Consider the following 11,880-nt stretch of genomic DNA (forward strand, 5'->3'; position numbering starts at 1 on the left):
GAGGAGGGGAGTTTTTGGTCGGGCTAGCAGGACTCGAACCTGCGACCTTCCGTCCCCCAGACGGACGCGCTACCAGACTGCGCCATAGCCCGACGATTGCGTCGTCATATCTGTTTTTGGGGCAGGGACAAGGGGTAATTGCCATTTTTCGTTCCGCCACGTCACGGCGTTTTCGCGTTGCCGGACATGCGCGACCTAAGATCGGTCAGGCGGTTGGCAATATCGGCAATGCGCGCTGCGTCTTGGGGCTTAGGCTTGCGGTCGTACGCCGCCAGGTGGGTAAGTGCAGAGGCGGGCGCAGGCTCGGTATCAGACGGATCGTCCGCTGTCTGGACCTGCTCAACGCGAGGGCGCGTGTCACTTTTGGCCTCGGGCGCTTCTGCCTCAGTCACAACTTCGTCCTCGGGATCGACGGGCTGCGCCATGCGCTTGGGTGTAGGCTCCGGACTTGCACCAGAAACCTCATCAGGTGCTTCGTCTTCGACTTGGGTATCCTCGGACGTGGCGCTGCCATCGCCGTCAGGTGTATGCTCGGGCGGGGCTGCGTCGCTTGGATAAGCAGCCTCAGCCGCCTCGGTGATCGGAGCGGCCTGATCGCTGGCGGCGCTCTCGCTGGGGGCGGTGTCCTCAGTCTGCTTGGCTGGCTCTGGCGCAGTCAGGTCGGCCGGTTCCTGAAGGGCGGTATCTTCCGGCGAAGTATCCTCGACCGAAGGTTCTGGCGAGACCGGCGCGCTTTCGACATTCTCTTGCTGGACGTCTAGCACGATATCGGTGGGCTCAGAATCGTTTTTAGCGGGCTCTTGCACTTTACTGGAGGGGGCCGGCGCTTCTGCTTGAGGACGCCCAAAGTTGACGATCTGGCCACGCGGCTCGACTTCGGGCACGTCCAACGCAATGCCCGCGACATCGGTGTCTAGATCGCCGTCAAGGGGCGGTGACATCGCCGCTACATGGTGCACGCCCTGTTCACGCATGACCTTCTGCACGCCCTTTATCGTCATGCCCTCGTCGTGCAGCAGCTTGCGAATGCCGCCCAGCAGTTGCATGTCGGCAGGGCGGTAATAACGGCGCCCGCCGGCACGCTTGACGGGCTTCACTTGGGTGAACTTACTTTCCCAAAACCGCAGGACATGGGCGGGAATACCCAGCCAGTCTGCGACTTCGCTGATCGTGCGAAAGGCGTCTGCGGATTTGGACATAGTCTGCTCTAGTGCTTGTTGCCGGCGGCCACACGATCTTTCATCAGATGCGAAGGACGAAAGGTCAGGACACGGCGCGGATTAATCGGGACTTCTTCGCCGGTCTTGGGATTGCGGCCCACACGCGCCGATTTCTCACGCACTGAGAATGTGCCGAAGGATGATATTTTCACCTGCTCGCCGCGCACAAGTGCGTCGGACATATGAACCAATACGCTTTCGACCAGTTGCGACGAATCGTTGCGAGACAGACCAACCTCGCGAAAAATTGCCTCGCTCAAATCCATACGTGTCAATGTCTTGTCAGTCATAGCCATCCCCCCGATTGCTTTGGATCGTTAATAAATTTCTTTTGGTAAACAATAGGGGGATAGAAATTTGCGAGTCAATTACAATGACTTGGAGGCGGCAGTTTAAGCGAGTTTGAGGCCAATTTTGGCGCAGCTACCACCGGAGGGCGACTGCGCCCCATGCCAATCCGCCGCCAATCGCCTCGCTCAGGATCAAATTGCCGCGCTTGATCCGGCCATCTGCGACCCCAACGGACATAGCGAGAGGAATCGATGCGGCCGACGTATTGCCGTGGTCTTGAACTGTCTGAATCACGTGCTCCATTGGAACATTCAGCTTTTTCGCGGTGCCTTGGATGATGCGGATATTGGCCTGATGCGGCACAATCCAATCGACATCCGCCGAGGTGAGCCCCGTACGCTGCAACGCTGTCTCAGCGGTCTGGCTTAGCTTCTCGACAGCTTGGCGAAAGAGGGGATTGCCCTGCATACGCAGCTTGCCTGCAGTGCCGGTAGACGACACGCCACCATCGACATACAGCATCTCGCGGTAGCGACCGTCGGAATTTAGATCTGTCGAAAGGATGCCGCGATCCTGGGCGGTTCCCGCGCCCTCTTGGGCCTCAAGGATCAGCGCACCGGCTCCGTCACCGAATAGCACGCATGTGCTGCGGTCGGTCCAGTCCATGATTCGGCTGAACGTTTCGGCGCCGATAACCAGCAGACGATCAGCCTGGCCCGATACGATCATCGCGTTCGCGGTGCAAAGCGCATAGATGAAGCCCGCGCAAACTGCTTGCACGTCGAAGGCAAAGCCGCGGGTCATCCCAAGTTCGGCCTGCACTATTGTCCCGACCGACGGAAATGTGAGGTCGGGGGTAGATGTGGCGACGATTATGCCATCAAGGTCGCCTGCTGAGATACCAGCGTTTTCCAGTGCGGCACGCGCGGCGCGGGTGGCCAAATCGGACGTCAATTGACCGTCTGCCGCGAAATGGCGCCTTTCGATCCCCGAGCGTGTCCGAATCCATTCGTCGCTGGTATCTACCAGCGCCTCGAAATGGCTGTTTGGGACGATGCGATCCGGCAGATAATGCCCGATGCCGATGGGGACGGCGCGGCGGGTCATAGCGCTTTTTCCGGTGTGGCATCATTTTCGGCTGCGTCGGTTGTATCATCGGCAGAGGGTACTGTGGCGGAAGCGACGCGCGCCGCCAGCTTTGCCGAAAATCCACCTTGGGCCAGCTGAAACGCAAGTTTGACGGCAGCCGAGACGCCGGTCGCATCTGCCGCGCCATGTGATTTCACGACTGTGCCGTTCAGACCTAAAAACACGCCGCCATTGAATCTGCGCGGGTCGATCCGCTTTTTCAGGCGGCGCAGCGAAGGATAGGCCAGGACCGCCGCAATGCGTGACAGCAGCGAATACTGAAACGCCTCGCGCAGCAGGTCGGCGATAAGATTTGCCGTGCCTTCGCCGGTTTTCAGCGCGACGTTGCCGGTGAATCCATCCGTCACGATTACGTCGACAGTATCGCCGGGCAGGTCGCGTCCCTCGACGAAGCCCACAAAATCGAAATCGGCACCGCGTGCGTGGGCACGAATCAGGTCATGCGCCTCGCGTAGTTCGGCGCGGCCCTTATGCTCTTCTGTGCCGACATTCAGCAGGCCGATGCGGGGGCGCTCCACGCCTAGCCCCTCGCGGGCATAGGATGCGCCCATGAGGGCATATTGCATCAGATCTTTGGCATCGGCGCTGATATCGGCGCCGCCATCCATCAGAAGGTTGAATCCTTGTGGATTGCGGGAGGGCCACATCACTGCAATGGCAGGGCGGTAAATTCCGGGCAGGCGACGAAGGCGTAGGACCGACATCAGCATCAGCGCGCCTGTATTCCCGCATGAGACGCAAACTGTCGCCTCGCCGCCGCGCACTGATTCGAGTGCCGACCACATTGAGGTGTCCTTGCCGTTGCGAGCGACATGGCCGGGCTTGTCGTCCATAGTGACGACACCGCGCGCGTCGCGCAGCGTGCAGCAGTCTGCCAGCGCGCGGTGCTTCGCGACGAGCGGTTCCAGTTCGTCCTTGGGGCCGTGCAATATGAACGCAATATCAGCGTTTTTCGCGGCGCTGGCAGCGATGCCTGCGATGACTGTGGCGGGGCCCATGTCCCCGCCCATGGCATCGACCGATACAACAGTCTTGCCCGCAAACAGCGTGCCGGCAGGGGCGTCGCCGGAATCGTCAGCCAATGGCCGACGCGACGATGTGCCGGCATTGCCTGTCTGCGCCGGAGTGCTGGCCGATGTGCTATCTGGACGCGCGATCATGCGGACGATCCATCCTCGATAATATGTCCGGCCAGCGACGGCGTGCTAGGTGAGGTGTGGATCAGGCCGCGTCTTCGTCCAGATCGACCTCGTCGGCCATCGCGACGATTTCGCGATCAGCGTAGTGGCCGCATGCCGAACATACGTGGTGCGGGCGCTTCAGCTCGCCGCAGTTCGGGCACTCGTTGGGGTTGGCGCCACTGAGGGCGTCATGTGCGCGACGATTGTTGCGGCGCGATTTCGATACTTTGTTCTGCTGGACAGCCATGTCGCGATCCCGATTCCTGATGGGCCGGTGCGGCCCTGTTTCCATTAGGTTCCGCGGCTCTTAATCCCTCAAGCGCCGCAGGTACAACCCTAAATTCCGGTGAAGTCGCGAAAATACAGCGAATTGGCGTTATCGCAAGCGATTTCTCGCAAAGGAATGGCAGATGGCGCTCTTTATTCGTCGTCGTCCATCTTGGCGCGGAGGGCTGCCAGTCCTGCAAACGGCTTGACCGCGTCGTCATCCAGCGGGTCCGCGCCGGGGGGCGCGGCGGCGGCCTCGGCAGCGCCTGCACCGACTTTGCGAGGATAGTCGGGCAGGGCCAGCGCGACCGCCTCGATCAGGACGCGGCCCAGATCGATGATATCGCCCAGCGGCTCTTCGGCCTCGTCATCCGGGATGGGAACGCCGTCTTCGGATGTTGGCTCCAGTTCCTCGGGGCGTGGCATGTCGGCCAGAAAGCGGCGCTGGACGCGCGCGTCGATGCGGCAGGTCACCGGCTCAAGTGTTGCAATGCAGGCCTGCGACGCGGTCGCGCCCAACTCGGCGGTCAGTTGCCAATCGCGGCGGCCCAGCGGTGCCAACTCTCCGCGAAAGGTCAGCTTGCGCAGCGCGAGGATGCCAAGCTCATCGGCCATGAGGGCGCGCGCGGCGGCGTCCGGCGCAATGTCAAAGGGCTGCGTCGTGCCCTTGGGCAACTCGGCCACGCGGAGGACTACAATATCTGTGAGCGGCTTTGCCATGGGCGGGACGCTTCCTTTCTTGAACCTTGTAGGCTCATTGCTGTAAGCCGGATAAAAGGCCCGGCGGGCCGGGATGCAAGAGGGCAGTCATGTTTGGGACCGATTTTTCGCTAAAGACCGTTTGTGCGGTGCTTGCCGTCATGTGCTTTGGTGCGCTCGCGGGATGCACTGCATTATACCAAAATCACGGATATGTCCCGCCTGATGAGGATTTGGCGCAGCTTGTACCGGGCGTCGATACGCGCGCTAAGGTCGATGAAGTGATCGGCGCGCCGTCGGCGTCAGGCGTCCTTTCGGCGGGCGACTACTACTACGTACGAAGCCGGGTCCGTAGTTTCGGCATGTTCCGCCCCGAGGTTATAGACCGCCAAGTGCTCGCCATCAGCTTTGACGCGCGCGATGTGGTCGCCAACATCGAGCGCTTCGATCTGCGTGACGGCTATGTCGTGCCGCTATCGCGGCGCGTCACGGATTCCACCGTTGAGGGCAAAGGGTTCTTGCGCCAGATGTTGGGTAATATCGGCAACATCAACCCAGCCGATTTCTTCTAAGACCTCGCTGCTGCAATGCAGCCCGACTTGACCGATCGCTTTAAGGGTGGCCAAGCGCGCCGCTATATCGTGCGCGCGGTGGCAAGTGCCTCTGACCTGCGCGCAGCGCAGGCACTGCGCGGGGCGGCATTCGGTCTAAGAGGGCCTGACGTTGATCCGTTAGACGACATCTGCGAACATATGTTGATTGAGGACCGGAGGCTGAACAGGCTTGCCGGTTGCTTTCGCCTGCTCCCGCTGGCCAGCGGTTCAGACATAGCGCGCAGCTATTCGGCGCAGTTCTATGATCTAAGTGCGCTGACCAGCTATGCTGCCCCGATGACTGAACTGGGGCGATTCTGCATCCACCCTACCGCGCGCGATCCCGATATCTTGCGGGCTGCATGGGCGGCCATCACTGCGCATGTGGATGCTGGTCGGGTGGAAATGCTGTTTGGCTGCACATCATTTCGCGGCGTCGATCCCGCACCCTATGAGGGCGCTTTTGCCGCGTTGGCCCGCGCGCATCTGGCGCCGCGCGCATGGGCGCCGGTGGCCCGCGCTGCGCAGACCATACCTCTTGGAGGGCGGTGCGCGCGTGCCTCGCTGGCCGCAGTGCCGCCGCTTTTGCGTAGCTATCTGGGGATGGGTGGCTGGGTTAGCGATCATGCCGTGGTCGATCCGGCGATGAACACACTGCACGTCTTTACCGGGCTGGAAATTGCGGCGATTCCGCCTGCGCGGCAGCGCTTGCTGCGCGCCACGCTTGACGGCGGCGGCGCGGCGCGGTAGCGGGCGCCATGGCAGCACGTCCTCCTCTTTTGCAACTCAGCGACATCTCCCTCACCTTTGGGGGCGATCCTGTGTTTTCAGACCTATCTTTGGTCGTCCAGCTCGGCGACCGCGTCGCGCTTGTCGGGCGGAATGGATCGGGCAAATCGACCCTGTTGAAGGTTATGGCCGGTCTGGTCGAGCCGGATGCAGGCACGCGCACCGTCGCGCCCGCAGCCTCGGTCGGGTATATGGAGCAGGAGCCGGACATGGCCGGATTCGCCACGCTGGGCGATTTCGCCTCAAGCGAGCTGGACCCGGCCGAGATGTACCGCGTCGAGATGGCAGGCGAGGGCCTGAAGTTTGATCCCGCCCGCGCAGTCAGCACCGCCTCTGGCGGCGAACGGCGCCGCGCGGCGTTGGCCAAGCTAATGGCCGAGGCGCCGGAGTTGATGCTACTGGACGAGCCGACGAACCACCTTGATATCGAGGCAATCGCGTGGCTGGAGCAGACGTTGAAGGACACGCGTACAGCCTATGTCCTGATAAGCCATGACCGTGCATTTCTGCGCGAACTTACGCGCGCAACCCTTTGGATAGACAGGGGAATGGTGCGGCGTCAGGAAAAGGGTTTTACCCATTTCGAGGAATGGCGCGACAAGGTTTGGGAAGACGAGGACCAATCCCGTCACAAACTGAACCGCAAGATCAAATCAGAGGCCCGATGGGCCGTCGAGGGTATCAGTGCCCGTCGCAAGCGCAATCAAGGCCGGGTCCGCGCGCTTCAGGATTTGCGCGCGGAGCGTAGTAGCCAGATCAAGCGTCAGGGCGCCGCTGCGATGGCGCTGGATGCTGGGCCGAAGTCCGGCAAGAAAGTGGTTGAAGCCATAGGGATATCAAAGGCTTACGGCGGCAAAGTGATCCTATCGGACTTCTCACTCAAGATGCAACGCGGTGACCGTGTGGCTCTGGTCGGCCCCAATGGAGTGGGCAAGACCACTTTGCTGAATATGTTGCTGGGCACCGAGGCGCCCGATAGCGGCACGATCAGCCTGGGGACTAATTTGATGCCCGCGGTTTTCGATCAGGCGCGTGCGCAGCTGGACCCCGATATGAGCCTCTGGGACAGTCTGACAGGCGATCCGGACATGCGTGTATCGGGCAAAGCTGATCAGATCCTCGTGCGTGGCTCGCCGCGCCATGTGATCGGCTACCTCAAGGAATTTCTCTTTGACGAAGCGCAGGCGCGCGCGCCCGTACGGTCGCTGTCGGGCGGTGAAAAGGCGCGGCTTCTGCTGGCCAAACTGATGGCCCGCGAGAGCAACCTACTGGTGCTGGACGAGCCGACGAACGACCTGGATATCGAGACGCTGGACCTCCTTCAGGAGCTGCTTGACGGGTATGACGGCACGATCATCCTCGTTAGCCACGACCGCGATTTCCTGGACCGCGTCGCCACCACCACCATCGCCATGGAGGGAGATGGCAATGCCACCGCCTATGCTGGCGGCTGGAGCGACTATCGCGCGCAACGCCAAGAGGGCGGTGCAGCGGATTCGCCAAACGCAGGCGGCACATCAAAGCCGAAGGCTAACGCCCCGGCGCAAAAGGAAGTAGCGCCAAAGATCAGCTTTACGGAGAAGCACCGTCTTGCCGAGCTGCCCCAGGTGATCGCGAAGCTGGAGTCTGAGATCGGCAAGCTGGAAGGGCTGATGGCAGATCCAGAACTCTTCACGCGCGAGCCGGTGAAGTTTCGCAAAGCGACAGAGGCGCTGACTACTAGGCAAAAGGCGCTGGCCGCTGCCGAGGAGGAATGGCTCGTGCTGGAGGAAAAGGTCGGCTGATCAATTCAGCAGTCGGCGACCTCAGGATCAAACCAAAGCCCGCAACATTCTTTTGAATGAAAACAGGCGTTCATCAGCTAACTTCGAAGATGGAGCGGGTAACGAGAATCGAACTCGTAACTAAAGCTTGGGAAGCTGCCGTGATACCTTTTCACCATACCCGCCGTGATGGTCTGAATAGCACTTAGGCATCGTCGTGATCAAGGTGAAATCAGCAACCTGAGAGTCGCACATTGGCGCCGTTAATGCAGGCGTCTTAGCCGCCCCAGCTGCGCACAACGCCGCAATCCATGTGAACAAAGTTCGAGCGGGAGTATTTGCCGACGCCGCCTGCGTTGCAGGCGATGGCCGCCTTGCCCATCTGTCCAACCGAGCGGGAGCCAAGGCGTAGATCGGCGGCCTGACCCTTGAGGTGCAGAGAATTTTTGGCGACGCCGCCTGATTTGCTGCGCAGCATCGAATTAGTTTGAGGCGTGCGGTAGCCCGACAGCAGTGTGTAAGGCTCGCTTGTATCCATCAGGTTATGCGCGGCGACCATGATGTCGATCGTTCGGATGTCGATATTCTTGACCGCGTCCGAACGCCAATCGCGCATGAAGGCCGAAATCTCATCGACAGATTCGCGTATGTATTGGCCTTCGATCCAGTAAATCGTATCGATCCGTTCACCGGTGCGCGGCGACGTCATGCGCAGTCGGCGTATGTCGCCGGCTCCGCGCAAAAAGCTGAAAGCATTTGCATATGTGGGGGCTGCGATTAGGGCTGTTGCCGCGAATGCACCAAAGAGTGCACGCCGCGACAGGCCATTCGAAGATGTATCTGTCATTGCTTTGCCTGTCCGTCGCTTCAAGTTTCCCCCGCTTGTCGCGGGCGTTCATCACATCCCCAGATGCTCTTGTAGCTATGACATATTAAGAATCGCTAACCAAGCTTTCGGTTCCCTCATATTTGAAATTCAATAAATTTCGGCATTAATCCGCGCATTTCCTGTTGGGCGTGGTGTCATTGCAAGGGGTTGATGCGTTTGCGACCCATACGATGTAAACCGTGGTTCGCGCTGCGATCCGGGGTGGACAAATCTAGCGTGGCAAGGCTGTCTGAAGATACGACAGCCACCTTTGCCATCTGCCGGGAATTCAAATGATCATATCAGCTATCTTCAATGCCACGCGCCGCGCGCGCCGCGGGATTTTGCCCGCTGCGGTCGCTCTTATGATCTTTGCAGCGCCGCCCGCCTCGCTGGCGGGTGTCACCGCGTTCAAGCAGGCGGTCGCCGAGGGCGCCGCGCGGGACGATGCGCTGGCCGCGCATTACCGCACCAGCGGATATGACGCAATCTGGACAGGGCAAGACGAGGCCAGCCGCGCGCGCCGTCTGGCGCTGCTTCAGGCGATCGACGCTGCGCCTGCGCATGGTCTGCCGGCCAGCCGCTATGACGCAGCGGGCCTCATGACCATGATGCGCAATGCCCGCACTCCGCGTGATATCGGCGCGGTCGAAATCGAGATGTCGCACGTTTTCCTACGCTTGGCCCATGACATGCAAACCGGCATGCTGACGCCCTCGCGCGTTGATTCTAACATCGTCCGCGACGTCCCCAAGCGCGACGCAGCAGAGTTGCTGGGCGCATTCGTTGCGTCTAATCCCAGCGGTTTCTTTCGTGGGCTCGCGCCAAAGTCAGGCGAATATGCACGCTTGATGCGGGAGAAAACACGGCTGGAGGGGTTGCTGGCTGCGGGTGGCTGGGGCCCTGCCGTGCCCGCCGCATCGCTGGCGCCGGGCCAGTCGGGCGCGGATGTAGTCGCGCTTCGAAATCGGCTGATGAGGATGGGATATCTGGAGCGGACAGCCTCGGCCAGCTACGACATTCCCCTGCAGCAGGCTGTGCAGCAGTTTCAGGCATCCCATGGCTTGGTCGCGGACGGCACCGCCGGCGGGTCTACCATCGCCGCCATCAACGCACCTATTTCCGAGCGCCTGCCGATGATCATCGTCGCAATGGAGCGCGAGCGCTGGCTGAACATCCCGCGGGGCAAGCGCCACGTTTTGGTCAACCTCGCCGACTTCAGCGCCCGCATCATGGACGACGACAAACTGACGTTTGAAACGCGCGCCGTCATCGGCAAGAACGCGGCCGGGCAGGAAAGCCCGGAATTCTCGGACGAGATGGAATATCTGGAGATTAATCCGGTCTGGAACGTCCCGCGTTCGATCACTGTTAAGGAATACCTGCCGCAGATGCAGCGCAATCGCGGCGCGATGAGCCATCTGAAGCTGTACAATTCGCGGGGCCAGCAAGTGAGCCGTGCAAACGTGAATTTCAACGCCTACACCGCTCGGAACTTTCCATTTGATCTAAAACAGCCGCCCTCGACGCGCAATGCGCTGGGACTGGTCAAGTTCATGTTTCCAAACAAATACAACATCTATCTGCACGACACCCCGTCAAAAAGCCTGTTTCAGCGCAACGTCCGCGCATTCAGTCACGGCTGTATCCGTCTGCAGGACCCCTTTGATTTCGCATACGAACTACTGTCCCGCCAAGAGGCCGATCCCAAAAGCTACTTTGACCGTATTCTGAATTCGGGTCGCCAAACGCAGGTGCGGCTGGACCAAAAGGTTCCGGTGCACATTATATATCGCACCGCCTCGGTTCCTGCGAAGGGGCCGGTTCAGTATCGCGGTGATGTCTATGGCCGTGATGGGCGGATCTGGGACGCGCTGCAAAAGGCAGGGGTTTCGCTGCCCGACGTTCAGGGGTAGATATCGCACCGCCAAGCATGGGGTGCAAAATGTCCTACACCATTGATGAAATCGCGCGCGCTCTGGGGGCTACAGCCCACGGCGCTGTTGATCTGCGCGTCACCAGACTAGCCGAGCCGGGCGATGCCGGAGCGGATGACCTGGCACTGGCCACCAAGCCGGAATATGCCGCCGCGTTGCCCGAGGGCCGCGCGCGCGCCGCGCTGGTCTGGGAGGGCGCCGATTGGCAGGCAATGGGGCTGGAGGCCGCGATCATAGCGCCGCGTCCGCGCTATGCGATGTCGGGCCTCACACGGATGATGGACCTTGGCGAGGGTTGGGGCGACGGTATCCACCCCACCGCGGTCATTCACGACACAGCCGAAATGGGCGAGGGCGTCCATGTCGGCCCGCTTGCCGTGATTGGCGCGCGGGCGCGGATCGCTGCAGGCTGCCGGGTTGGGCCTCAGGTATTCATCGGCGCGGATGCGGAAATTGGTCCAGATGGCCTGATCCGCGAGGGCGCCCGCATTGCAGCCCGCGTGCGCATCGGGGCGCGGGTGATCATCAATCCCGGCGCGGTTATCGGCGGCGATGGTTTCAGCTTTGTCACGCCCGAAAAGTCGGGCGTCGAGTCGGTTCGTGAGACGCTTGGGGATCAAGGGGATGCCGCCGCGCAAAGCTATGTGCGCATTCACAGCCTTGGCTCTGTCCGTTTGGGCGATGATGTCGAGGTGGGCGCGAATGCTGCAATCGACCGCGGGACCATCCGCGATACTGTCATCGGCGACCGCACAAAGATCGACACACTCGTGATGGTCGCGCATAATGTGGTGGTCGGCACTGACACGCTGCTATGCGGTTTGGTCGGTGTCGCGGGCTCGTCGCGGATTGGCAATAACGTGGTGCTGGCGGGGCAGGTGGGTGTTGGTGACAACCTCTTTGTCGGGGATAATGTGATCGCCGGTGGCGGCACCAAGATCCTGAGCAATGTGCCCGCCGGGCGCGTCGTGCTAGGCTATCCTGCGATGAAAATGGATGCGCATATCAATATGTACAAACACATGCGCCGCCTTGGTCGGCTGGTAACGGACGTTGCGCAGCTCAAAAAATCGGTTTTCAAGGATGGGCCGAGTGACTAATTCGGTCTCACTATCCCAAGGAG

12 protein-coding genes and 2 tRNA genes are annotated in these 11,880 nt (G+C 60.9%); 5 read left to right on the forward strand and 9 right to left on the reverse strand.

The annotated features are described in order from the left end of the window. Positions 1 to 15: 15 nt before the first annotated feature. The 7 genes from MK6180000_RS06400 to MK6180000_RS06430 all read right to left on the reverse strand — a co-directional run bounded on the left by MK6180000_RS06400 (position 16) and on the right by MK6180000_RS06430 (position 4,828). A tRNA-Pro gene (locus tag MK6180000_RS06400) sits at positions 16 to 92 on the reverse strand. Positions 93 to 161: 69 nt separating this feature from the next. Further along, positions 162 to 1,199: a MerR family transcriptional regulator gene (locus MK6180000_RS06405; protein WP_138933982.1), complete on the reverse strand. Its 1,038-nt coding sequence runs from the start codon at positions 1,197 to 1,199 to the stop codon at positions 162 to 164. An 8-nt stretch (positions 1,200 to 1,207) separates the two neighbouring features. After that, positions 1,208 to 1,510, reverse strand: coding sequence for an integration host factor subunit alpha (ihfA, locus tag MK6180000_RS06410; protein ID WP_138933983.1), 303 nt, complete (start codon positions 1,508 to 1,510; stop codon positions 1,208 to 1,210). Between the two features lie 133 nt (positions 1,511 to 1,643). Beyond that, positions 1,644 to 2,618 (reverse strand): beta-ketoacyl-ACP synthase III, encoded by a 975-nt coding sequence (locus tag MK6180000_RS06415; RefSeq protein ID WP_138933984.1) that lies wholly within the window; start codon positions 2,616 to 2,618, stop codon positions 1,644 to 1,646. Next, positions 2,615 to 3,820 (reverse strand): phosphate acyltransferase PlsX, encoded by a 1,206-nt coding sequence (gene plsX / locus MK6180000_RS06420; RefSeq protein WP_138933985.1) that lies wholly within the window; start codon positions 3,818 to 3,820, stop codon positions 2,615 to 2,617. Before plsX ends, MK6180000_RS06415 begins: the two co-directional genes overlap by 4 nt. 61 nt (positions 3,821 to 3,881) lie before the next feature. Continuing rightward, on the reverse strand, positions 3,882 to 4,088 hold the full coding sequence (gene rpmF, locus MK6180000_RS06425) for a 50S ribosomal protein L32 (RefSeq protein ID WP_138933986.1): 207 nt from the start codon (positions 4,086 to 4,088) through the stop codon (positions 3,882 to 3,884). A gap of 173 nt (positions 4,089 to 4,261) precedes the next feature. Next, positions 4,262 to 4,828: a YceD family protein gene (locus MK6180000_RS06430; RefSeq protein WP_138933987.1), complete on the reverse strand. Its 567-nt coding sequence runs from the start codon at positions 4,826 to 4,828 to the stop codon at positions 4,262 to 4,264. 140 nt (positions 4,829 to 4,968) lie between these two features. Between MK6180000_RS06430 and MK6180000_RS06435 the strand changes: the two genes are divergently transcribed. Genes MK6180000_RS06435 through MK6180000_RS06445 form a run of 3 tightly spaced genes read left to right on the forward strand, consistent with a single transcriptional unit; the run spans position 4,969 to position 7,973 of the window. After that, entirely contained in the window at positions 4,969 to 5,379 is a 411-nt protein-coding gene (locus MK6180000_RS06435) for an outer membrane protein assembly factor BamE (protein WP_246040597.1), read from the forward strand. Positions 5,380 to 5,406: 27 nt separating this feature from the next. Then, the gene (locus MK6180000_RS06440; protein ID WP_246040446.1) at positions 5,407 to 6,150 is read left to right on the forward strand and encodes a GNAT family N-acetyltransferase; all 744 of its coding nucleotides are present in this window, start codon (positions 5,407 to 5,409) and stop codon (positions 6,148 to 6,150) included. Positions 6,151 to 6,158: 8 nt separating this feature from the next. Next, entirely contained in the window at positions 6,159 to 7,973 is a 1,815-nt protein-coding gene (locus MK6180000_RS06445; protein WP_138933990.1) for an ABC-F family ATP-binding cassette domain-containing protein, read from the forward strand. A 90-nt stretch (positions 7,974 to 8,063) separates the two neighbouring features. On the opposite strand, the gene MK6180000_RS06450 is transcribed toward MK6180000_RS06445, so the two are convergent. Beyond that, positions 8,064 to 8,137, reverse strand: a tRNA-Gly gene (locus MK6180000_RS06450). A 92-nt stretch (positions 8,138 to 8,229) separates the two neighbouring features. Continuing rightward, entirely contained in the window at positions 8,230 to 8,799 is a 570-nt protein-coding gene (mepK, locus tag MK6180000_RS06455; protein WP_138933991.1) for a peptidoglycan L,D-endopeptidase MepK, read from the reverse strand. Positions 8,800 to 9,113: 314 nt separating this feature from the next. On the opposite strand from mepK, the gene MK6180000_RS06460 reads away from it, so the two are divergent. Together MK6180000_RS06460 and lpxD are read left to right on the forward strand one after the other, a co-directional pair. Next, complete coding sequence (locus MK6180000_RS06460; protein WP_246040447.1) at positions 9,114 to 10,736, forward strand: L,D-transpeptidase family protein; 1,623 nt, start codon at positions 9,114 to 9,116, stop codon at positions 10,734 to 10,736. Between the two features lie 29 nt (positions 10,737 to 10,765). After that, positions 10,766 to 11,857 carry a UDP-3-O-(3-hydroxymyristoyl)glucosamine N-acyltransferase gene (lpxD, locus tag MK6180000_RS06465; RefSeq protein ID WP_138933992.1) on the forward strand — a complete coding sequence of 364 codons (1,092 nt, stop codon included), beginning with the start codon at positions 10,766 to 10,768 and terminating at the stop codon, positions 11,855 to 11,857. Positions 11,858 to 11,880 lie beyond the last annotated feature (23 nt).

This window comes from Roseovarius arcticus (assembly GCF_006125015.1).
GTDB classification, from domain to species: domain Bacteria; phylum Pseudomonadota; class Alphaproteobacteria; order Rhodobacterales; family Rhodobacteraceae; genus Roseovarius; species Roseovarius arcticus.

Coding starts and splice junctions, on each gene's coding strand:
- MK6180000_RS06445 (WP_138933990.1), top strand. CDS start 6,159: ATGGCAGCACGTCCTCCTCTTTTGCAACTCAGCGACATCTCCCTCACC.
- lpxD (WP_138933992.1), top strand. CDS start 10,766: ATGTCCTACACCATTGATGAAATCGCGCGCGCTCTGGGGGCTACAGCC.
- ihfA (WP_138933983.1), bottom strand. CDS start 1,510: ATGACTGACAAGACATTGACACGTATGGATTTGAGCGAGGCAATTTTT.
- MK6180000_RS06405 (WP_138933982.1), bottom strand. CDS start 1,199: ATGTCCAAATCCGCAGACGCCTTTCGCACGATCAGCGAAGTCGCAGAC.
- rpmF (WP_138933986.1), bottom strand. CDS start 4,088: ATGGCTGTCCAGCAGAACAAAGTATCGAAATCGCGCCGCAACAATCGT.
- plsX (WP_138933985.1), bottom strand. CDS start 3,820: ATGATCGCGCGTCCAGATAGCACATCGGCCAGCACTCCGGCGCAGACA.
- MK6180000_RS06415 (WP_138933984.1), bottom strand. CDS start 2,618: ATGACCCGCCGCGCCGTCCCCATCGGCATCGGGCATTATCTGCCGGAT.
- MK6180000_RS06460 (WP_246040447.1), top strand. CDS start 9,114: ATGATCATATCAGCTATCTTCAATGCCACGCGCCGCGCGCGCCGCGGG.
- MK6180000_RS06435 (WP_246040597.1), top strand. CDS start 4,969: ATGTGCTTTGGTGCGCTCGCGGGATGCACTGCATTATACCAAAATCAC.
- mepK (WP_138933991.1), bottom strand. CDS start 8,799: ATGACAGATACATCTTCGAATGGCCTGTCGCGGCGTGCACTCTTTGGT.
- MK6180000_RS06430 (WP_138933987.1), bottom strand. CDS start 4,828: ATGGCAAAGCCGCTCACAGATATTGTAGTCCTCCGCGTGGCCGAGTTG.